The following is a 19,143-nucleotide window of genomic DNA, read 5'->3' as shown; positions in this document are numbered from 1 at the left end:
CGAAGCCCTTAGGGAATGAAGATGGTGTCGATCGCGGCGTCTGACGAAGGATCGTCGGCGCGGTCGGTGGCGAATGCGGTGATCTGGTACGACAGATCGGTTTTCTCGCTCAGCGGGGCAAGCCCCTTGCTGAGTGTGCCGCCAGGCGTGCACAGGTCGACACGGCGCGTACGCGACATTTCGCCGTCGGAACCGGCCGGGAGATCACCGGATACAGCGTCGAGGCTTTGAGCCTGTGCCCAGCCAGCCGGGTCGAACGTCGGATCGCAGCGCTCCTGGTCGGCAACGAAGCTGCCCAGACCGGCGGGCCCGAGCGCAGTCTCGATTTCGACTTCCTGGGTACGGGCCACCGCCTCGGCGCGCTGGAATGCAATGTTGGTCGCCCGGTAGTTGGCTGACATGCGCTCCTGCAGCAGTGCCACCTGCATGCCGGCCACGCCGATCAGCGCGAGCAGTACGAGGAAGACCAGCGCCACGTAGAGTGCGGCGCCGTTCTGGCGCGAGGGTAACGAAGGGAGGCGGCGCATCATCTGCGTTCCTTAGTTGCCGAACAGGCGATTGCGGAGCGCAACCGTGTTTTCGTAGACGGAGCGGTAGTAGCCGTCTTGGGGCGCGGTCATCTGCACGTCGAGCACGGAAAGCGCGTTGATGTCGGCGTCGGCTTGCTGTGCCGCGGCCCGGTCGCTGCTGCGCATGAGCAGGCCGATCTGGACCGAGCCAACCCGACGCCAGTCGGTCGCCTGAAGGTTGGAGGGGTTTGCAACCCCGCCACCTATGGCCGAGGCGACGTTGCTTCGAGAGATGTAACCGGTCGGTCGCAATGCCGGATCGGTCTGGTCATCGCCGCCATACAGCAACTGCAACGACTCGACTCCTTCGACCAGTTCTTCGGAGGCTGTGTTGAAACCACCTGCGCCGTTGCTCTCGAAACGTGCCCGGAACAGGGCCGGATCCTCGCCGCTGGCGCCAATGCCAACGTAGTACACCACCGCCTCGGCGCGATAGAGCACGGCTTGTGAGGGCTGGTAGATCTCCTCGCCGGAAAAGTTGGACTTGTTCAGTTGGGAGGCACCGGAATTGACAGTCACCGCGCCGGTGCCGCCATCCACGGCTCCAGCGAACACACTGGCGTGGGTGCAATCGGACACCCCGAACAGCCCCGTTGCCTGCGCGCTGGTGGTGACGTCTGCCAGGGCCGGCTCCGGGGTCACGGTGGAGGTCGCAGTCCCGTTGGCGACGAACGAAGCGAGGCTCGCCCCGACGGGCGAGAAATAGCGCATCACGATGATGTCGCTTCCAGCGACCGGTTCGATGTCATTGAACAGCGTGCCTGGCAGCGCCGGTGACCACGAGTTGGCATTCGCCGCTACGGTGGGATCGCCGGACGGCAGGTTGACGCCTTGGTTGGGCGCAGTGCCCGTTGCCTCGAAGCCCTGGATACCCATGTCGAATCGGCCAGCGAATGGCCCGGCGGGATAGTTCCCGGCCAGCCGTTGGGCATCGGTCATGAACAGAAGGTTGACGCCCTCGGCGTTGGGCTGCATCCGGGCCTGGTCATTGACGCAACCAAGGTGTCCGGCCATGCGCAGGTCGCGCTGCAGGTAGTCCATGGCGAAACGTGCATTTTCCTGGGTTCGTGCCACTCCCGCGGACAACTGGTAAGCGGCCCGGGATGCGCTCATGGTCTGGACCAGACCCAACAGCAGCAGCACGCCAATCACCATTGCGATCATCAACTCGATGAGCGACAGGCCCGCGGATCGCGCGTGGTATCGGGAAATGTGCTGGGTCATAGCCGGGTAGCCACGGTGAACGAGGTGGTCTGTGGTGCGGATGCATTGCTGTCGTCTGCCTGGCCAACGTCGTCGGCCCAGGCGATGGTGACCGTAGTCACTCCGTCGCCGCCGACGGCGACCGTGCCGCGGCCGCCAGGCAGGCTATGCACCACTTCGCACTGCCAGCGCGCGATGTTGTTGGCGAATCCACTGGCATCGGCGGAAGCCACTGCGCGATCGCAGCCGCCTGGTGCGGCGGGGACCGTGGCGGCGCTGAAGTCCAGCCCGTTGTATTCCTCGCGCGCCTGCTGGTTGGTGCGGATGAGATCCAACACCTCGTAGGCCAGGTTAGTGGCGACGGTACGCTGCTGCGCGCTCGAGGTGTAGCGCACGTTGAGCACCTGCAGGAACGCCAAGCCAAGCAGGCCGAAGGCAAGTATCAACAAGGCGATCAGGACCTCGATCAGGGAAAAACCCTGCGGCCGCCGGATGGCATGGCCACCCAATCGGACGACGCGGCGTTGGTTCACTCGGTGCATGGTGCTTTTTCCATTCGGATCTGGCCGGTCCGGCCCAGCGTGAGGTTGCGCACCAGTTCGGAGTTGACGGGACAGTCGGTCGACTCCAGGGTCAGTGTGACCTCGGCATCCAGCCGACCGCGGTTGTCGAACACGATGACGTCCTCGACCGACGCCAGGCTGAGGTTGGCATCGGCTTCGACGTAGCGAACCACGGTATCGGCGTCGGCATCCATCTGCCCGTCGGCGTCCATGTCTGTAAACACCAGCCAGCCGGCATCCCAGTTGGCGCCATTGCAAGAAGAGCCGTCGGCGGACGAACACACGCCGGCGCCACGATTGCTGCGGATTGCCTCGGTGCGTGCCAGATTCAGCGACGCGATCAGGGTATTGGTGCGGGTGGCCACCCGGTTCGACCGGAACACACTGCTGAACGACGGATACGCCAACGCCAGCCCGATCGCCATGACGGCGATGGTGATCATGAGCTCGACGAGGGTGAACCCTCGGATGGTCCTGCTAGCGGACATACGCTCTCCCCAGCGTTATGACATTAATCGTCCGGGGTCGCCGGACGATGTACAAGCGCGCGCAGGACAGGCGGTCGTTTCGCAGTGACGAGCGTGCGAACGACCGGTGTTGTTCCGCAAGGTGCCTGGTTCCCCAAGGCCAGACTACCCCATGGCCCGGGCCGGGTCTGCCAAACTGCCCACGCTTTACGAGGGGCAGTCTGGGCCAAGCCAACATGCCGGGGACCATGCAGAAAAACGAAGCCACCTATGACCCGCTGGATACCTTGTGGCAGGCACCAGCCATCATCTGGATGCTGCTCACCGGGGAGGGCTTGGCCGTCGTGCTGGCACTCGCGCCGGGTATCGAGGATGACCGCCTGCGGTACTTCGGGTTGATTTCGCTGGCGATCCAGTGGATATCGCTGAGCACGCTGGCGGCGTTGTACCTGCTGCGGCGCCCATTGGCCCGCCTGCGTCCGCCCCACGTTGCCTATGTCGCGTTGGCCTTGCTGCTGGCCATCACACTAGCCATCTCCAACCTGGCGTGGTTCTTCTTCCGTGACGTCTGGTCGCTGCAGGCGGACCAGTGGAACGGCATGCAATGGCGGCTGACCGGCATCGTCCTCGCCGTGGGCCTGCTCGGCCTCGCCGCCTTCCAGAACCACTGGCGTGGCCGCCTGCACGCCGTCCGCGCCAAGCAGTCGGAGCTGCAGGCGTTGCAGGCCCGGATCCGGCCACACTTCCTGTTCAACACCCTCAACACGGGCGCGGCGTTGGTGCACCAGAAGCCGGAAGCGGCGGAACGTCTGCTGCTGGACCTGGCCGACCTGTTCCGTGCGGCGCTGGCGGGGCCGCGCCAGATTTCACTCGAAGACGAGCTGTCACTTGCGCGGCGCTACCTGGAGATCGAGGCGCTGCGTTTTGGCGAGCGCCTGCAGGTGCGCTGGGAACTGCCGCGTGAACTGCCGGCGGTGACAGTACCGGCCTTGTCGATCCAGCCGTTGGTCGAGAACGCGATCCGGCACGGGGTGGAACGGCTGCCGAGCGGAGAGATCGAAGTGGCGGTCAGCACCACGCCGGACACGGTGATCGTGCGGATCAGCAATCCGTTGCCGCGGCCGGGCGGCTTGGCGATGTCCGGGCACCAGGTCGGACTGAATGCCTCGCAGGTGCGTATCGAGGCGCTGACCGGGGGGCGCGGGAGCGTGCGGACGGAGGTAGTGGACGGGCGGTTTGTGGCGACGGTGCGGTTGCCGGTAGAGGCTTAGGAAGCAAGAGCGCCCTCACCCCGGCCCCACTTCGTGCCCCGGCCTGCGCCAGCGGCGCAGGCGCTCGACGACACGCGCGCGGGAGAGGGAGCACGGCAAGCAGCTACGCGACCACCCGGTAGCAGGGCTTGTAATCCCCGGCGATCTTCATCCTGCGCTGCTCGACGAAGGCCCTCAGCAGTGCATCGAGCGAGGCCATCATTTCCGGATCGCCGTGGATCTCGAACGGGCCGAACTGCTCGATCCGGCGCATGCCGTCCTCCTTCACGTTGCCGGCGACGATGCCGGAGAACGCGCGACGCAGGTCGGCGGCCAGCTCGTGCGGCTTGCGGCCCTGGTGCAGGTCGAGCCCGGCCATCGCCTCGTGGCTCGGCACGAACGGCCGCTGGTACTCCAGCGGGATATTGATCGACCAGTTGAAGAAGAACGAGTCGCGCTGGGCGATGCGGTGTTCGCGCACCTTGCGCACGCCGGCGGCCATTTGTTTGGCCACCGCGGCCGGGTCGCCGGTGATGATGGTGTAGCGCTCGGTCGCGGCGTCGCCCAGGGTCAGCCGGATGAACCTGTCGATCTGCTCGAAGTACGGCGCCGATGCGGTCGGGCCGGTCAGCACCAGCGGGAACGGCACCTCCGCGTTCTCCTCGCGCAACAGGATGCCGAGCAGGTACAGGATCTCCTCGGCCGTTCCCACGCCACCCGGGAACACCACGATGCCGTGGCCCAGCCGGATGAAGGCCTCCAGCCGCTTCTCGATGTCCGGCATGATCACCAGGTGGTTGACGATCGGGTTGGGCGACTCGGCGGCGATGATGCCCGGCTCGGTCACGCCGATATAGCGCATCTGGCGCTTGCGCTGCTTGGCGTGGGCGATGGTGGCGCCCTTCATCGGCCCCTTCATGGCACCCGGGCCGCAGCCGGTGCAGATGTCCAGCCCGCGCAGGCCAAGGTGGTAGCCGACGTCCTTGGTGTACAGGTACTCCTCGCGATTGATCGAGTGGCCGCCCCAGCAGACCACCAGGTTGGGCTCGGCCGGCTGCAGCACGCGCGCATTGCGCAACAGGCCGAACACCGCGTCGGTGATGCCTTCGCTGCTCGTCAGGTCACGGCCGCCCTCGACCCCGAGGTCGATCGCGGTATAGGCCAGGTCGCGCACCACGGCGGCCAGCAGTTCGGCGACACCGCGGATGATCTGGCCGTCGACGAATGCCAGCGCCGGAGCGTGGTGCAGGTCGATCCGCACGCCGCGGTCCTGCTGGTGCACCTGGATGTCGAAGTCGGGATACAGCTCCTGCGCCGCGCGCGGGTCGTCGCTGGCGCTGCCGCTGGTCAACACCGCGAGCGCGCATCGACGCAACAGGTCGTGCAGCCCGCCGGCGGACGCGTCGGCCAGTTGCGCGACTTCGGCGCGGGACAGGACATCGAGGCCGCCGCGCGGGTGGATGCGGGCGTCGACGGTGGGGAGGGTTGCGTTGGCGGGGGCGGTCATCCGGTTCTCTTGGTCGTTTTTATTCCAGTTGGCGACTCTAGCGCACCGGACAAAAAAACGGCCGGGTTGCCCCGGCCGTTCTCGATGCTGCCTGGTTCCGATGGATCAGAACTTGTAGCGGAAGCCCACCTGCAGCGCCCAGCGCGACTGCCCGGTGTTGTCGTACAGGCGCTCGGTGAACACGTCGTCCGGATCGAAGCTGTAGACGTACTTGCCGTCCTGGATGCCTTCGAGGTCGGCAACGCGGCGCCCGTGCGGGAAGCCAATCTCGTTGATCTGCCCCCAGTCCTTGTTGAGCAGGTTGCCGAAATTCATGATGTCCAGCCAGATCTCCGACTTGTGGCCCTTCCAGAAGCCCGGGAGCTCCTGCGAGATGCGCACGTCGAAGGTGTTGACGAACGAGGACTGGGCACTGTTGCGCGGGGCAACCCCACCCTTGTATCGCGACAGTTCGGGATGCGCGGCCAGCCAGTCGAAGAACGCCGCCTCCATTTCCGCGCCGCCGGTGAAGATCACGTCACCCGGGCCACTGGGCACGTAGAATAGGTCGTTGGTCTCGCTGTCGCCATTGGCGTCGTTGAGATAGGTCCAGCTGTACGGACGACCGGACCGGCCTTCATAGAACACCGCGACCGAGGTGTTGTAGTCGCCGAAGAGCGGCTTGCGCCAGGTCAGCGCGCCGGTGAAGCGGTCGCGGATCTCGTAGTTGGAGGTGTCCGCGGTCGGGGTGTTCGGGTTGAGGATCGCCCGGCCATCCCAGTTCGAGTGCGCCTGCGACGAGGTCAGCGGATTGACTTCGGTCGCCTGGGTGTAGGTGTAGCCGAACATCCAGCCCCAGTTCTCGGTCAGCGGCTTGGCCAGGCTCACGGTCAGCTGCTGGCCTTCGCCCTTGTTGGTCGGACGCAGGTAGATGACGTTGTCGCCACCCCAATCGGTGATGTTCTCGAACTCGGCCGGCAGCTGCCCGCTGGCCCGCAACGCCGCGATTGCGTCGCCGCTGTTGCAGCGGTCGCCGCCGCTGGAGGTTTCCGGATCACACCAGTAGGACAGGCGGCCGTCCGGGCCGACCGCGGTCGGATCGCCCAGGCCCAGGATCTCGTAGTGCAGGCCGGTCTCGACGCTGGTCAGCAGCGCCTCGGCCGAGAACACCACGCCGTACCACGGCAACTGGTGGTCGAACGCGAGGTTGGCCTTCCAGACCGACGGCTGCTCGAGCTCCGGGTCCATCAGGGCCACCACCATCTGCTGCCCGCCTTCCACGATCGGCTGGTTGGCCGGGTCCGGGGTGAACGGATACTGCGCCCAGATGGCGTCGCGCTCAGCCTGATCATAATCCGACAGGTCCAGGCCATAGATCTGCGGGGTGAAGCCGGCATTCTGGAACGAGTTGCCGATCCAGACGTTGGCCGCCGCGCCCTGGAACAGGCCGACGCCACCACGCAACTGGGTCGGGCGTTCGCTGTCGAAGGTGTAGTTGAAGCCGAAGCGAGGCTGGATCAGTTCCTGGCCGTCGATCGTCGCGGTGTTGTCGAGGCCGTAGATGCGCTCGATCAATTCGTTCTTGCGCGGGCTCTCGTCGATGCTCGGGGTGTCCATGCGGACGCCGTACATCAGGGTCAGGTTGTCGGTGACCGACCAGTCGTCCTGCACGAACAGGCCGAGATTCTCATAGGAGAAATCGGCGGCGATGCTCTCGAACGACTCGCCCGGGAGCGGGCGACGCGAGCTGTACTCCGAGTACTGGCCGTTGCGGAAGTGCTCGAGGTCGGCAAACGTGTAGCTGCCGAACAGGTCACGGCCGAACAGGTTGAAGATGTCGTTCTTCTCCCAGTCGAAGCCGAACTTGATGGCGTGGTCACCGGCGTACCAGGTGCCGGCGCCGAACGCGCTGAGCTGTTCGGTCTCGACCCGGTTGATGTGCGAGAACACCTCGGTGCCGAAGTTCAGGAACGGCCCGGTGCCCGGCAGGTCCGGGTCCACGTTGTCCACGGCGCCGAGGTTGATCCCGATGCTCGGCATCGGGTTGCCCAGCGGCTCGCGGATGGCGCTGTAGTCACGCGTGGACAGCTTGAACTCGGTCGAGAAATCCATCGACCAGTCGCTGAACAACTGCACCACGGTGCTTTCAAAGGTTTTCGCGTGGTCGTACCAGTAGCTGTTGAGCGACAGCGAATTTTCGCCGAGGCCCGGCAGGTTGGCGTCGACCTGCTCCATCTTGCTGTAGCGCATCGACGCGCGATGGAAGTCGCTGATGTTCCAGTCGAGCTTGACCGCGTACTCCTCGACGTTGGTCTCCAGGTCGCCGGGAACCGTGAACGAACCGATGTCGATGCCGTAGACGTCGCGCGCGATCTGCTGCGCTTCGGCGATCTGCTCGGGGGTGATGTCGACGATGTTGGACGCGCTGGACCCGATCGGGCCGTAGGCGGGGCCCGGGGCGGCGCGGGTGAACTTCTCGTAGTTCGCGAAGAAGAACAGCTTGTCCTTGACGATCGGGCCGCCGAGGGTGAAGCCGTAGGTTTCCTCGTCGTTGAAGCCGGCGAAGTCGGTGCCGTCCTCGTTCTCGCGGACCATGCTGTTGTCGCGGAACACGTAATAGGCAGTACCGTCGAACTCGTTGGTGCCCGACTTGGTGACCGCATTGACGACGGCACCGGTGCCGCCGGCGATGGTGGTGTCGTAGTTGGCGAGGTCGATGTTGATGGCTTCGATCGCATCCATCGAGACCGGCTGGCGCAGGGTCGGGAGGTTGTTGGACTCGAGGCCGAACGGATCGTTGGTCGACACGCCGTCGATGCGGATCGCATTGAAGCGGGTGTTCTGGCCGCCGGCGGAGATCTCGCCGCGGCCCTTGTCGGTCTGGGCCAGGCGCGGATCGAGGCGCATGTAGTCCTGGATGCTGCGCTGGATCGACGGCAGTGCCTCGATCTGCTGCTGGTCGACGTTGGTACCGGTACCCATCTTGTCGGAGCTGAAGATCTCCGGCGCAAGCGCACCGACCGCCTGCACCGCATCCAGCGTTGTCACGTCATTGTTGAGGTAGGCATCCACCGTCGCGACCTGGTTCAGCTGCAGGTAGACGTCGTCTTCCGACGTGCTGCCTGCGCCCGCCTTGTTGACCGTGACGGTGTACGGGCCACCTACGCGGAGACCGCGGGCGTTGTAGCGGCCCTCGGCATCCGTGACCACGCGGCTGACCGTGCCCGACTCGTCATGGACGATGGTGACCTGGGCGCCCGCGACGGGCTGGCCGTCGGCACCGAGGACCTGTCCGCCAACTCCGGCAGAGGTGCTTTGCGCGAAGACGGGCGCGGTGGCAAGGGCGGCGAGCAGCCCCAGGGTGAGTTTGGACAACCGGATGCGATTCGGCTGGGTCATTGGGAGTGGCCTCGGCGTGTGGATTCGATAGGAAAAACAGCCCCGACCCCGGTGCAAATGCCTGCCGCCCCGGGTTAACGGTAGATTAACATACTAGGGCGAACGGATGACAAATTCATGACAGCGGTCATGCATTCGAAGGCTGTCGTGGGGCGTCGCTCAGCGCGGTGCGATCTGCAGGTAGGTGGCCAGTCCATCGAGGAACATCTGCACCGAGATCGCCACCAGCAACATGCCCATCAGGCGCTCGACCGCGGTCAGCGCGCGGCTGCCCATGAGCCTGTAGAGCAGCGGCGCGGAAAACAGGATCGCGGCGGTCGCGCCCCACGCAATCAGCAGGGCGATGCTCCAGTCCATCAACCGGCCAGGATCTTCGCTGCCCATCAGCATCACCGCGGCCATGCCCGAGGGACCAGCCACCAGCGGGATGGCCATCGGGACGATGAAAGGTTCGCCGTCGGGCAGCTCGCCCATCAGGCCTTCCGGCCGCGGGAAGATCATCCGGATGCCGATCAGGAACAGCACGATGCCGCCGGCGATCGACACCGACTCCTGCCGCAGGTGCATCACCTCCAGCGCGTACTTGCCGCCCCACAGGAACATCATCAGCACCGCCAGCGCGATCAGCAGTTCGCGCGCAAGCACCACCCGCTGCCGACGCGGCGGCAGCTTGCGCAACAGGCTGAGGAATACCGGGATGTTGCCCAGCGGATCCAGGATCAGGAACAGCAGCAGTGCGGCGGAGGTGATGGTCATGCGGGATTCCTGTCGGGGCTCATGGCACTGGCGCCCACACCTGGCCGCGATGGACGGCGCCTGCCGGCGACAACAGGGTGACACAGGCCGGCGCATACACCTCGGGCGCGCGGGCGATGCGGTCGTCCTGTTCGACATACGCCATCGCCCGAAGTCCGGTGCGCATCGGCCCGGGCTGCAGCCCGGCGACCCGCACCGAAGTGTTGGCCAGTTCCGAGTGCAGCATCCCGACCAGCGACGCGAGCCCCTGCTGGGCAATGCCGTAGCCGCCCCAGTTGGCCTTGCCGACGCGCGCGAGGTCGTTGATCGCGAACACCAGCGCGGCGTCGTCGGCCTTCGCCAGCAGTGGCAGGCAGGCCTGGCTGAGCCACCACGGCGCGGTCAGGTTGACGTGGATGGCGCGCGCGAATACCGCCGGATCGGTGTGCAGCAACGGGGTCAGTCCACGGAAGTCGGCAGCGCAATGCAGCACGCCGTCGAGGCGTCCGAGTTCGGATTCGATCCGTCCCGCGAGCTCGGCGTAATCGTCGGGCGAGGCGCCCTCGAGGTCGAGCGGATACAGCAACGGCTCGGGACCTTCGGCACGGATCGCGTCGTAGACCCGGTTCAATTTCGGCAGCTTGCGGCCCAGCAACACGACGGTTGCACCGGCGCGCGCGCATGCCATCGCCGCGCTGCTGCCAAGCCCTCCATGCGCGCCGCTGACCAGCACCACGCGCTGGTCGAGCGCGGCCGCGGCGTTGTCGTCCATGTCCGCGCTCACTGGCTCTGGGTTTCGCTGATCATCCGGGCCAGTTCGCCCGACTCGAACAACTCCATGGTGATGTCGCAGCCGCCGATCAACTCGCCATGGATGAACAACTGCGGGAAGGTCGGCCAGTTGGAATAGCGCGGCAGGTTGGCGCGTACTTCCGGATCTTCCAGCACGTTGACCGTGTGCAGGTCGGTGGCGCCGGCCGCCTGCAGCGCCTGCACCGCGCGACTGGAAAAGCCGCACATCGGGAACTGCGCGGTGCCCTTCATGAACAACACGACCGGATGACTTTCGACTTCGGTCTGGATCCGTTCGAGCACGGACATCGATCAACTCCTGCAATGGTGCGTTGCCCGGCTTTGACGGCCGCGCAACATGGCTGGGGGATAGAATGGAGATTGTAAGCCTTCCACCAGCCAGCCTCATCAAGGAGCCCGCCAATGGCCATCGAACTGCCTCCCCTGCCCTACGACAAGACCGCACTCGAGCCGCACATCTCGGCCGAGACGCTCGACTACCACTACGGCAAGCACCACAAGGCCTACGTCGACAACCTCAACAAGATGATCGAGGGCACCGAGTTCGCCGACATGCCGCTGGAGGACATCATCCGCAAGTCGCAGGGTGGGATGTTCAACAACGCCGCGCAGGTCTGGAACCACACGTTCTACTGGAACTGCCTGTCGCCCAACGGTGGCAGCGAGCCGACCGGCAAGGTGCTGGAGGCGATCAACAAGGCGTTCGGCGATTTCGCCAAGTTCAAGGAACAGTTCAGCGAGACCGCGATCAAGACCTTCGGCTCTGGCTGGGGCTGGCTGGTGCAGCGCCCCGACGGCGCGCTGGCACTGGTGAGCACCGCCAATGCCAACACCCCGCTGACCACCGATGACACCGCGCTGCTGACCTGCGACGTCTGGGAGCACGCGTATTACATCGACTACCGCAACGCGCGGCCGAAGTACGTGGAGTCGTTCTGGAACCTGGTCAACTGGGAGTTCGTCGCTTCGAACATGAAGTGACCGGGGATCCGGTGACGTGATTCGAACGGCCGGGGCGACTCGGCCGTTTTGTTTTGATGCCGACCCGTTGCTGATACCGGCACCCACGAAACCCTGGGCTTTTGTAGGAGCGGCTTCAGCCGCGATCGGATGCCGACTGCGCGCACCTACTCCCCATCGCGGCTGAAGCCGCTCCTACAGGTTGCCCCGCAATCTGGCGATGACCGGGGCCACCTGCGCCTCGCGGCCAAGCGCGGTGCCGACCCGCTGCAGCGTCGCGGCCAACTCATCCACCGACTCCGCACGCAACGTCGCATGCCCGACCTTGCGACCCTCACGCGGCGCCTTGCCGTAGTCGTGCCAATGCCCGCCTGGTTCGGCCAGTACCGAATTGGCGTCGGGCATCGCGCCGATCCAGTTGAGCATGCATGCGTGGCCAACCATCCGGGTGGCTCCCAGCGGCAGCCCCAGCACGGCGCGCAGGTGGTTCTGGAACTGGCTGGTCTCGGCGCCCTCGATGGTCCAGTGGCCGGAGTTGTGCACGCGCGGCGCCAGTTCGTTGGCGAGCAGTTCGCCGTCGCGGCAGAACAGCTCCAGTGCGAACACGCCGACGTAGTCCAGCGCCTCGCCCAGTTGCCGGGCGTAGGCGAACGCGGTCTCCGCCAGCGCGGGGTCGGCGACGGCCGGAGCCAGGCTGGCCGACAGCACGCCATCGACATGCCAGTTCTCGGTCAGCGGCCAGGTGCGGAACTCGCCGTCGCGGCCACGCACGGCGACCACCGACAACTCGCGTTCGAACGCGACGAAGCCTTCCAGGATCAACCCGACCCTCGACGCCTGCGCACCCAACGCCGTCCACGCCGCATCGGCGTCGTCCGGGGTCTTGATCCGGAACTGGCCCTTGCCGTCGTAGCCGAGCCGTCGGGTCTTGAGGATGCAAGGCGTACCGACTTCGGCAATCGCCGCATCGAGCTGCTCGCGCGTGTCGACGGTGGCGAACGGCGGTACCGGGATGCAGAGGTCGCGGAACAGGGTCTTCTCCGCCAACCGGTCCTGGGCGGTGCCGAGGGCGCGGGGATTGGGATACACCTTGACCCGCTCGACCAGCCATTGGGCCGATTCCGACGGCACGTTCTCGAAATCGAAGGTGGCGACATCGACGCGCGACGCGAACTCGGTCAGCGCGGCGTCATTGGTGTAGTCGCCCACCACCATCGGCGCGAACTGGCCGGCGCAGGCATCAGCCGCCGCGTCCATCACCAGGAAGCGCACGCCCAGCGGCGCGCCGTCGAGCGCGAGCATGCGGGCGAGCTGGCCGCCGCCGAGGATGCCTACCGTCGTCATCGTGCGTCGCTCACTTGCGCGGGTCGTCGTTGCCGGCGACGTCCTCGGTCTGGCGGGTACGGAAGCGGTCGAGGGCGGTCGCTATTGCCGCGTGTTCCGGCGCCAGCATCGCCGCCGCGAACAGCGCCGCGTTGGCCGCGCCGGCGTTGCCGATCGCGAATGTCGCCACCGGGATGCCGGCCGGCATCTGCACGATCGACAGCAGCGAATCCATGCCGTTGAGCGCCTTCGACTGCACCGGCACGCCGAGCACCGGCACCGCGGTCTTGGCCGCCAGCATGCCGGGCAGGTGGGCGGCACCGCCGGCGCCGGCGATGATCGCGCGCAGGCCGCGGCCGGCCGCGTTGGCGGCGTAGTCGAACAGCACGTCGGGGGTGCGGTGCGCCGAGACCACCCGCACCTCGTGCGGGACGCCGAGCACTTCGAGCTTGGCCGCCGCATGCTGCATCGTTTCCCAGTCGGAGCGGGAGCCCATCACGATGCCGACGAGCGGCGCCTGCGCGGTGTCTGTCATGGTTCGAGCCTGCGGCAAAACGGTATTCTACCGACCTTACGCCATCGCTTCACCGGCCAGCACAGGAGCCCCTGCCCCATGGACCGCAAACTGCTCGACCTGCTCGTCTGCCCCACCAGCCGCCAGTCGCTGGCCCTGCTCGACAGCCGCGGGCTGCAGGCCCTGAACCAGGCGATCGAGGCCGGCGGCGTGGTCCGCGCCGACGACAGTTCGCAGGCCGAACCGGTGCGCGAAGCACTGGTCACCCGCGACCGCAAGCGCATCTACCGGGTCGATGACGGCATCCCGGTGCTGCTGGCCGAGGAGGCGATCGCCACGGGCCAGATCGACGGGTTCCCGGCCGCATGAGCGTCGACTTCGCCGCGCCCCGCGACGCCGTCGCCGCGGATGTCGCCCAGGCCCTCGCCGAGGACATCGGCGACGGCGACGTCACCGCCGCGCTGCTACCGGATATCGCCGACAGCGCCTACCTTTTGTGCAAGGAAGACGCGGTCGTCTGCGGCCGGCCGTGGTTCGATGCCTGCCACCGCGCGCTCGATCCGGACGTACGGATCGACTGGCGCGTCGACGAGGGCGACCGGGTCGCCGCCGGCACCGTGCTGGCCACGCTGCAGGGCCGCGCCCGCGCCCTGGTCAGCGCCGAGCGCACGTCCTTGAACTTCATGCAGACGCTGTCGGCGACGGCGACCCGCACCGCCGCGCACGTCGACGCCGTGCGCGGCAGCAAGGCGAAGATCCTCGACACCCGCAAGACCATCCCCGGCCTGCGCCAGGCGCAGAAGTACGCGGTGCGCGTTGGCGGCGGGACCAATCACCGGATGGGCCTGTTCGACGCGGTGATGCTGAAGGAGAACCACGTCCGCGCCGCCGGTTCGCTGGTCGCCGCGATCAACGCCGCGCGTGCCGCCCAGCCGGACTTGCCGCTGATCGTCGAGGTGGAAACCCTCGACCAGTTGCGCGAAGCCCTCGATACCGGTTGCGACCGGATCCTGATCGACGACTTCGACGCCGCGACCCGACGCGAGGCGGTGTCGATCACCGCCAGCCACCCCCGTCCGGTCCCGCTGGAAGTTTCCGGTGGCGTCGACCTCGCCGGCCTGCGCGCGATCGCCGCCGATGGCGTCGATTGCATCTCGATCGGCGGGTTGACCAAGCATGTCCAGGCAATCGACCTGTCGCTCAAGCTGGGTTCGCCCCCCGACAAGGGTTGAGCCCGGGGCGGTCGTCTCAGCTCAGGAACGCCTGCGCCACCAGCATCACCAGCCCGGCCGCGGCCAGTCCGGTCCATGCCCACGGCGACACCGCACGCATCACCCCGACCGACGAAGCCCAGCTCAGCGGCGGCGACCGGTTCCACGAAGACCGGCGGACCGGGCGGTGGCCGGGCACCGCATGGACCTGCCTCGGCTCGGCCACGGCGGGCGTGGCCAGCCGGAAGCGCACGTCATCGAACGCGATCTCGTCGCCTGCCCGCGCGATGCCGCGCAGGACCCGCTCGCCATTGATGTAGCAACCGTTGGACGAACCCAGGTCCTCGACCTGGACGCCCGCATCGACCGGAACCAGGCGGGCGTGGCGACGCGACAACCCCTCGTCGTGCAGGCGCACCTCGCAGTCGGCAACCCGGCCGATCGAGACCGGTCCCAGCAACGGGAACGTGCGTCCGAACACGCTGCCGGACATCCCGCGCAACACGAACTTCGGCAACACCGCACGAACCGCGGTGACGCCCGGATCGTCGTTCGCCGCACCCTGCGCCCATCCGTTCGACATCGTGCGTTGCCGCGCGGCCACCTTGGGGTCGAGTGCAGCCAGGTGCGCCTGCACCTTGTCGAACGCGACGCTGTCGCCCGGTCGCAGCGCCATGACGCCGTCGACCATGCGCCCGTTGACGCTCACGGCCACGCCGGCCGCGGCCGACAGCATCACCATCTGCTCGGTCACGTGCAGCTGGCAATGTTGCGGCTGCACGCCGGGACGGTCGATGACGATATTGGCGTGAGGGTCGGACCCGACCCGGTTGATGCCCTGCCCAAGCAGGACCTGCGGGTGCTCGCCACCCGGAAAGACCAGTTTCATGTCGTTGCCCTCCCCCCTGAGAAGCAAGTCCGGCCCTTGCGCGGGGCGCTGGGCGCCGCCACATTAGACCGATGCCGACTTTACTGATCGTGATGATTCTCGCTGCGACCGCGTTCGCATTCTGGAGCGCGGGCCGGGCCGCGGCCGAACGCGCCGAGATCGTCGGTCGCGACGCATGCCGCGCGGCGGGCGTGCAATTGCTGGACGAAAGCGTGCACGCGCTCGGCCTGCGGATATGCCGCCACGACAACGGCTGGCTCGGGTGGGAGCGGACGTTCCGCTTCGACTATTCCAGCGATGGCCAGGACCGCAGGGTGGGTCGGCTGGTGCTGCGCGGCGACCGGCTGGTGGCGTTCAGCGGCCCGTTGACCGCGACGACATCCGCTATTTGACGACCCGCAGGTGGGGCCCGCGACGCGGCCCCGGACGATCAGGGCCATCGCCCGGGTCGTCGTCGCCACCATTGTCGTCGGGCTTCGCATCCTCCGACCCGCCCTCCGGCTCGCTCGGCACCGCGCTTAGGGTCGGCCGTGCGCTCGCCGGTTCGTCGCCGGCTTCAGCCGTGACTCCCTCGCCAACCGCCTCGTCCGGCAAGGCCATGCCCTGCCCGGTTTCGCGCGCGTAGATCGCCAGCACCGCGCCCACCGGCACCGACACCGCCTGGCTGACACCGCCAAAGCGCGCGCTGAAACGGATCAGTTCGTTGTCCATCGCCAGTCCCGATACCGCCCGTTCGGCGACATTGAGCACGATCCGGCCATCCTTCACCGCACTCATCGGCACCCGCACGTCGGCGCGGGTGGCGTCCACCAGCAGGTGCGGGGTCATGCCGTTGTCGGCGATCCACTCGTACAGCGCCCGCAACAGGTACGGACGGTGGCTGGTCATCGGGGTCGGGGCGTCGGTCATGCGGGCAGTCTAGGCAAATGAAAGCGCCGCACGCGAGGCCTGTCGCAAACAGGCGGCGCGAGCGGCGCGGGGTGTGCGGAACTTCAGCCCGGCAGGTCGCGCAGGCGACGCTCCTGCTCGGTCAGGCTGCGGGTGAAGCCCGGATTGCGGAAGATCCGGTTGCCGTAATCCTCGATCGACTTGCCGTCCTTCGGTAACGGCACGCCCAGCGAATCCAGCCGCCAGATGATCGGGGCCATCGCGCAATCGGCCAGGCTCATCTCGGGGTTGAGGAAGAACTTGAACGCCTTGAACAACGGTACCGAGGCGGTCAGCAGTTCCTTCAGGCGCTTTCGGCCGGCGTCGGCCTGCGACTTGTTGCCAAGCTGGATCGCCTGCACCTGCGGCACCCAGTCGTGCTCCAGCCGCAGCATCGCCAGCCGCAGGCGCGCGCGCGACAGCGGGTCGACCGGCATCAGCGGCGGATGCGGGTAGCGCTCGTCGAGGTACTCGCTGACCACGCTGGCCGCGTACAGAACCAGGTCGCGCTCGACCAGGGTCGGCACCGAGTGGTACGGGTTGAGGTCGACCAGGTCTTCCGGCGGGTTCTGCGGGTCGACCGGGATCAGGTCGTAGGTAACACCCTTGGCCGCGAGCACCAGCCGCACCCGGTGGCACAGCACGCAGTCGTTCGAGGAAAACAGGGTAAGGGCATTACGCATACGTGGGCTCGCCGCCATCATCGACCTCTCCAGCGCCCGGATTCCGCCGGTCGCACGACGCCGCCCACCCAGTGCGGGCGGTCGTCACGGCCTCGAGTCGGTCGCCCGCGGGCAACTACTTCACGTCGCGCCAGTACTCGGTCTTCACCAGGTAGAGCAGGAACGTGAGCAGGGCGAGGAACAGGACCACCCACACGCCCATGCTCTGGCGCTTGAGGGCGGCCGGTTCACCGGCGTACTCGAGGAATGTGGTGATGTCGCGGACGGACTGGTCGAACGCCTGCGGGTCCAGCGAACCGGGCTGCGTCACTTCCAGGCCGACCACGACGGGGTCGCCGGTGGCCGCGTCGGGCTCGCCGTAGACGGCATGCTGCATGCCCTGCAGCTGCCACAAGGGGTTGGGCATCGAGGCGTTGGGGAACAACTTGTTGTTCCAGCCCAGCGGCCGCGACTCGTCGAGGTAGAACGACTTCAGGTAGGTGTAGACCCAGTCGCTGCCGCGCGAACGCGCGATCAGGCTCAGGTCCGGCGGCATCTTGCCGAACCACTCGGTGGCGTGCGCCTCGGGCATCGCGACCTGGACCTGCTCGCCGAACTTGGCGCCGGTGAAGTTGAGGTTCTCCATCACCTCGTCCTCGGTCAGGCCCAGGTCCTCGGCGATGCGCGAGTAACGCAGGTACTTGAGCGAGTGGCAGCCGGAGCAGTAGTTCATGTACAGCTTGGCGCCGCGCTGCAGCGAGCCCTGGTCGCCGAGGTCGACGCCCGCGTGCTGCAGGCCGCCCTCGGTGGCGGCGAACGCGCTGGCCGAGACCAGCAGGCCGGCGGCGAAGGTGGCGAGCCGGATGAACATCCGCGAACGCGTGGCGGGCCTGGATCCGGAGAGGTTCAACTTAGTCATGCGTCGTCACCCGTTCCGGCACCGGCTTGGTCTTGTCGATCTTGGTCCACAGCGGCATCGTGATGAAGAAGGCGAAGTAAAGGAAGGTCAGGACACGCCCGATGATGGTCTCGACCGGGTCGGTACCCGGGCCGGCACCGATCTTGCCGAGCCAGACGAACGAGATGGCCAGGATCGCGAGCATCACCTTGGAAATCCAGCCGCGGTGGCGCACCGAATTGACCTTGCTGCGATCAAGCCATGGCACCGCGAACAGGATCGCGATCGCGCCGAACATCACCATCACGCCGCCCAGCTTGTCGGGGATGACCCGCAACATCGCGTAGAACGGGGTGTAGTACCAGACCGGCTTGATGTGCTCCGGAGTGACCAGTCGGTTGGCCTCGACGAAGTTGTCGTGCTCGAGGAACCAGCCGCCGAACGCCGGGGCGAAGAAGATGATGAACGCGGCGAACATCAGGAAGAAGCCGACGAAGACCAGGTCCTTGACCGTATAGTACGGATGGAACGGGATGCCATCGGCCGGTGCCAGCGGCGACCAGCGGTTGCCCTTCGGCCCCTTCTTGATCTCGACGCCTTCCGGGTTGTTGGAGCCGACCTCGTGCAGCGCACCCAGGTGCAGCACGACCATCAGCAGCAGCACCAGTGGCAGCGCGATCACGTGCAGCGCGAAGAAGCGGTTGAGGGTGGCGTCGCCGGGCAGGTAATCACCCATGATCCACTCGGTCAGCCCGTTGCCGATCACCGGGATTGCGCCGAACAGCGAGATGATCACCTTGGCGCCCCAGAACGACATCTGGCCCCAGGGCAGCACGTAGCCCATGAAGGCCTCGGCCATCAGCACCAGGTAGATCACCATGCCGAGGATCCAGACCAGCTCGCGCGGCTTCTTGTACGAGCCGTACAGCAGGCCGCGGAACATGTGCAGGTAGATCACGATGAAGAACAGCGATGCGCCGGTGGAGTGCATGTAGCGGATCAGCCAGCCCCACTCCACGTCGCGCATGATGTACTCGACCGACGCGAAGGCTTCCGCCGCGCTCGGCTTGAAGTGCATCGTCAGGAAGATGCCGGTGAAGATCTGGTTGACCAGCGCCACCAGCGACAACACGCCGAACACGTACCAGATGTTGAAATTCTTCGGCGCGTAGTACTCGGTCATGTGCTTGCGGTACATCGGCATCAATGCCGGCGCACGCTCGTTGACCCAGTCCATCGCACCGTTGGCGGTGCGGGTGAAGATGTTCGCCATG

At 66.6% G+C, this 19,143-nt stretch carries 21 protein-coding genes; 5 read left to right on the top strand and 16 right to left on the bottom strand.

The genetic code is table 11. The features are described 5' to 3' along the window. Positions 1-8: 8 nt before the first annotated feature. Genes ACT9F5_RS12115 through ACT9F5_RS12100 form a run of 4 tightly spaced genes read right to left on the bottom strand, consistent with a single transcriptional unit; the run spans position 9 to position 2,823 of the window. Positions 9-530 (bottom strand): PilX N-terminal domain-containing pilus assembly protein, encoded by a 522-nt coding sequence (locus ACT9F5_RS12115; protein ID WP_445120214.1) that lies wholly within the window; start codon positions 528-530, stop codon positions 9-11. A 9-nt stretch (positions 531-539) separates the two neighbouring features. Continuing rightward, positions 540-1,793, bottom strand: a complete 1,254-nt coding sequence (locus tag ACT9F5_RS12110; RefSeq protein WP_445120213.1) for a PilW family protein — start codon at positions 1,791-1,793, stop codon at positions 540-542. Next, positions 1,790-2,314, bottom strand: coding sequence for a type IV pilus modification protein PilV (gene pilV, locus ACT9F5_RS12105; RefSeq protein ID WP_445120212.1), 525 nt, complete (start codon positions 2,312-2,314; stop codon positions 1,790-1,792). Before pilV ends, ACT9F5_RS12110 begins: the two co-directional genes overlap by 4 nt. Then, positions 2,302-2,823 (bottom strand): GspH/FimT family pseudopilin, encoded by a 522-nt coding sequence (locus ACT9F5_RS12100; protein WP_445120211.1) that lies wholly within the window; start codon positions 2,821-2,823, stop codon positions 2,302-2,304. The genes pilV and ACT9F5_RS12100 overlap by 13 nt, the downstream gene beginning before the upstream one ends. Positions 2,824-3,050: 227 nt before the next feature. On the opposite strand from ACT9F5_RS12100, the gene ACT9F5_RS12095 reads away from it, so the two are divergent. Further along, positions 3,051-4,073: a histidine kinase gene (locus ACT9F5_RS12095; RefSeq protein ID WP_445120210.1), complete on the top strand. Its 1,023-nt coding sequence runs from the start codon at positions 3,051-3,053 to the stop codon at positions 4,071-4,073. Positions 4,074-4,176: 103 nt separating this feature from the next. On the opposite strand, the gene ppnN is transcribed toward ACT9F5_RS12095, so the two are convergent. The 5 genes from ppnN to grxD all read right to left on the bottom strand — a co-directional run bounded on the left by ppnN (position 4,177) and on the right by grxD (position 10,773). Then, entirely contained in the window at positions 4,177-5,559 is a 1,383-nt protein-coding gene (gene ppnN, locus ACT9F5_RS12090; RefSeq protein ID WP_445120209.1) for a nucleotide 5'-monophosphate nucleosidase PpnN, read from the bottom strand. A 105-nt stretch (positions 5,560-5,664) separates the two neighbouring features. Next, positions 5,665-8,937, bottom strand: coding sequence for a TonB-dependent receptor domain-containing protein (locus ACT9F5_RS12085; RefSeq protein WP_445120208.1), 3,273 nt, complete (start codon positions 8,935-8,937; stop codon positions 5,665-5,667). Between the two features lie 159 nt (positions 8,938-9,096). Continuing rightward, on the bottom strand, positions 9,097-9,693 hold the full coding sequence (locus ACT9F5_RS12080; protein WP_445120207.1) for a YhgN family NAAT transporter: 597 nt from the start codon (positions 9,691-9,693) through the stop codon (positions 9,097-9,099). A gap of 19 nt (positions 9,694-9,712) precedes the next feature. Continuing rightward, the gene (locus ACT9F5_RS12075; RefSeq protein ID WP_445120206.1) at positions 9,713-10,444 is read right to left on the bottom strand and encodes an SDR family NAD(P)-dependent oxidoreductase; all 732 of its coding nucleotides are present in this window, start codon (positions 10,442-10,444) and stop codon (positions 9,713-9,715) included. A gap of 8 nt (positions 10,445-10,452) precedes the next feature. Then, positions 10,453-10,773, bottom strand: a complete 321-nt coding sequence (gene grxD, locus ACT9F5_RS12070; protein ID WP_445120205.1) for a Grx4 family monothiol glutaredoxin — start codon at positions 10,771-10,773, stop codon at positions 10,453-10,455. A 114-nt stretch (positions 10,774-10,887) separates the two neighbouring features. Here grxD and ACT9F5_RS12065 point away from each other — a divergent pair, with 114 nt between their 5' ends. Then, complete coding sequence (locus tag ACT9F5_RS12065; protein ID WP_445120204.1) at positions 10,888-11,466, top strand: Fe-Mn family superoxide dismutase; 579 nt, start codon at positions 10,888-10,890, stop codon at positions 11,464-11,466. Between the two features lie 174 nt (positions 11,467-11,640). Here the strand turns inward: ACT9F5_RS12065 and ACT9F5_RS12060 are convergent, their stop codons facing one another. Continuing rightward, complete coding sequence (locus ACT9F5_RS12060; protein WP_445120203.1) at positions 11,641-12,789, bottom strand: 5-(carboxyamino)imidazole ribonucleotide synthase; 1,149 nt, start codon at positions 12,787-12,789, stop codon at positions 11,641-11,643. A 10-nt stretch (positions 12,790-12,799) separates the two neighbouring features. Then, positions 12,800-13,303: a 5-(carboxyamino)imidazole ribonucleotide mutase gene (purE, locus tag ACT9F5_RS12055; RefSeq protein ID WP_445120202.1), complete on the bottom strand. Its 504-nt coding sequence runs from the start codon at positions 13,301-13,303 to the stop codon at positions 12,800-12,802. 78 nt (positions 13,304-13,381) lie between these two features. Between purE and ACT9F5_RS12050 the strand changes: the two genes are divergently transcribed. Beyond that, entirely contained in the window at positions 13,382-13,651 is a 270-nt protein-coding gene (locus ACT9F5_RS12050) for a Trm112 family protein (protein ID WP_445120201.1), read from the top strand. Next, positions 13,648-14,514, top strand: coding sequence for a carboxylating nicotinate-nucleotide diphosphorylase (gene nadC, locus ACT9F5_RS12045; RefSeq protein WP_445120200.1), 867 nt, complete (start codon positions 13,648-13,650; stop codon positions 14,512-14,514). The genes ACT9F5_RS12050 and nadC overlap by 4 nt, the downstream gene beginning before the upstream one ends. Before the next feature lie 16 nt (positions 14,515-14,530). On the opposite strand, the gene ACT9F5_RS12040 is transcribed toward nadC, so the two are convergent. Next, entirely contained in the window at positions 14,531-15,382 is an 852-nt protein-coding gene (locus tag ACT9F5_RS12040) for an FHA domain-containing protein (protein WP_445120199.1), read from the bottom strand. 71 nt (positions 15,383-15,453) lie between these two features. Here ACT9F5_RS12040 and ACT9F5_RS12035 point away from each other — a divergent pair, with 71 nt between their 5' ends. Further along, the gene (locus ACT9F5_RS12035; RefSeq protein ID WP_445120198.1) at positions 15,454-15,774 is read left to right on the top strand and encodes a DUF3301 domain-containing protein; all 321 of its coding nucleotides are present in this window, start codon (positions 15,454-15,456) and stop codon (positions 15,772-15,774) included. Here ACT9F5_RS12035 and ACT9F5_RS12030 read toward each other — a convergent pair. The 4 genes from ACT9F5_RS12030 to ACT9F5_RS12015 form a co-directional block, all read right to left on the bottom strand. Beyond that, positions 15,767-16,291, bottom strand: coding sequence for a ClpXP protease specificity-enhancing factor (locus ACT9F5_RS12030; protein ID WP_445120197.1), 525 nt, complete (start codon positions 16,289-16,291; stop codon positions 15,767-15,769). The two genes, ACT9F5_RS12035 and ACT9F5_RS12030, sit on opposite strands and share 8 nt — an antisense overlap. An 83-nt stretch (positions 16,292-16,374) precedes the next feature. Then, complete coding sequence (locus tag ACT9F5_RS12025; protein ID WP_445120403.1) at positions 16,375-17,010, bottom strand: glutathione S-transferase N-terminal domain-containing protein; 636 nt, start codon at positions 17,008-17,010, stop codon at positions 16,375-16,377. Between the two features lie 97 nt (positions 17,011-17,107). Continuing rightward, positions 17,108-17,842, bottom strand: coding sequence for a cytochrome c1 (locus ACT9F5_RS12020; protein ID WP_445120402.1), 735 nt, complete (start codon positions 17,840-17,842; stop codon positions 17,108-17,110). A gap of 40 nt (positions 17,843-17,882) precedes the next feature. After that, positions 17,883-19,142 carry a cytochrome b N-terminal domain-containing protein gene (locus ACT9F5_RS12015; RefSeq protein WP_445120196.1) on the bottom strand — a complete coding sequence of 420 codons (1,260 nt, stop codon included), beginning with the start codon at positions 19,140-19,142 and terminating at the stop codon, positions 17,883-17,885. Between the last annotated feature and the right edge of the window lies 1 nt (position 19,143).

The organism is Lysobacter sp. F6437, assembly GCF_052547215.1.
The sequence above is the reverse complement of the archived record's forward strand: the minus strand, read 5'-3'. Positions and strand labels throughout refer to the sequence as shown.

What these genes read in the sequence shown, in the direction of transcription:
- ACT9F5_RS12115 (WP_445120214.1), bottom strand. Translation starts at nt 530, where the DNA reads ATGATGCGCCGCCTCCCTTCGTTACCCTCGCGCCAGAACGGCGCCGCA.
- ACT9F5_RS12110 (WP_445120213.1), bottom strand. Translation starts at nt 1,793, where the DNA reads ATGACCCAGCACATTTCCCGATACCACGCGCGATCCGCGGGCCTGTCG.
- pilV (WP_445120212.1), bottom strand. Translation starts at nt 2,314, where the DNA reads ATGCACCGAGTGAACCAACGCCGCGTCGTCCGATTGGGTGGCCATGCC.
- ACT9F5_RS12100 (WP_445120211.1), bottom strand. Translation starts at nt 2,823, where the DNA reads ATGTCCGCTAGCAGGACCATCCGAGGGTTCACCCTCGTCGAGCTCATG.
- ACT9F5_RS12095 (WP_445120210.1), top strand. Translation starts at nt 3,051, where the DNA reads ATGCAGAAAAACGAAGCCACCTATGACCCGCTGGATACCTTGTGGCAG.
- ppnN (WP_445120209.1), bottom strand. Translation starts at nt 5,559, where the DNA reads ATGACCGCCCCCGCCAACGCAACCCTCCCCACCGTCGACGCCCGCATC.
- ACT9F5_RS12085 (WP_445120208.1), bottom strand. Translation starts at nt 8,937, where the DNA reads ATGACCCAGCCGAATCGCATCCGGTTGTCCAAACTCACCCTGGGGCTG.
- ACT9F5_RS12080 (WP_445120207.1), bottom strand. Translation starts at nt 9,693, where the DNA reads ATGACCATCACCTCCGCCGCACTGCTGCTGTTCCTGATCCTGGATCCG.
- ACT9F5_RS12075 (WP_445120206.1), bottom strand. Translation starts at nt 10,444, where the DNA reads ATGGACGACAACGCCGCGGCCGCGCTCGACCAGCGCGTGGTGCTGGTC.
- grxD (WP_445120205.1), bottom strand. Translation starts at nt 10,773, where the DNA reads ATGTCCGTGCTCGAACGGATCCAGACCGAAGTCGAAAGTCATCCGGTC.
- ACT9F5_RS12065 (WP_445120204.1), top strand. Translation starts at nt 10,888, where the DNA reads ATGGCCATCGAACTGCCTCCCCTGCCCTACGACAAGACCGCACTCGAG.
- ACT9F5_RS12060 (WP_445120203.1), bottom strand. Translation starts at nt 12,789, where the DNA reads ATGACGACGGTAGGCATCCTCGGCGGCGGCCAGCTCGCCCGCATGCTC.
- purE (WP_445120202.1), bottom strand. Translation starts at nt 13,303, where the DNA reads ATGACAGACACCGCGCAGGCGCCGCTCGTCGGCATCGTGATGGGCTCC.
- ACT9F5_RS12050 (WP_445120201.1), top strand. Translation starts at nt 13,382, where the DNA reads ATGGACCGCAAACTGCTCGACCTGCTCGTCTGCCCCACCAGCCGCCAG.
- nadC (WP_445120200.1), top strand. Translation starts at nt 13,648, where the DNA reads ATGAGCGTCGACTTCGCCGCGCCCCGCGACGCCGTCGCCGCGGATGTC.
- ACT9F5_RS12040 (WP_445120199.1), bottom strand. Translation starts at nt 15,382, where the DNA reads ATGAAACTGGTCTTTCCGGGTGGCGAGCACCCGCAGGTCCTGCTTGGG.
- ACT9F5_RS12035 (WP_445120198.1), top strand. Translation starts at nt 15,454, where the DNA reads ATGCCGACTTTACTGATCGTGATGATTCTCGCTGCGACCGCGTTCGCA.
- ACT9F5_RS12030 (WP_445120197.1), bottom strand. Translation starts at nt 16,291, where the DNA reads ATGACCGACGCCCCGACCCCGATGACCAGCCACCGTCCGTACCTGTTG.
- ACT9F5_RS12025 (WP_445120403.1), bottom strand. Translation starts at nt 17,010, where the DNA reads ATGGCGGCGAGCCCACGTATGCGTAATGCCCTTACCCTGTTTTCCTCG.
- ACT9F5_RS12020 (WP_445120402.1), bottom strand. Translation starts at nt 17,842, where the DNA reads ATGTTCATCCGGCTCGCCACCTTCGCCGCCGGCCTGCTGGTCTCGGCC.
- ACT9F5_RS12015 (WP_445120196.1), bottom strand. Translation starts at nt 19,142, where the DNA reads ATGGCGAACATCTTCACCCGCACCGCCAACGGTGCGATGGACTGGGTC.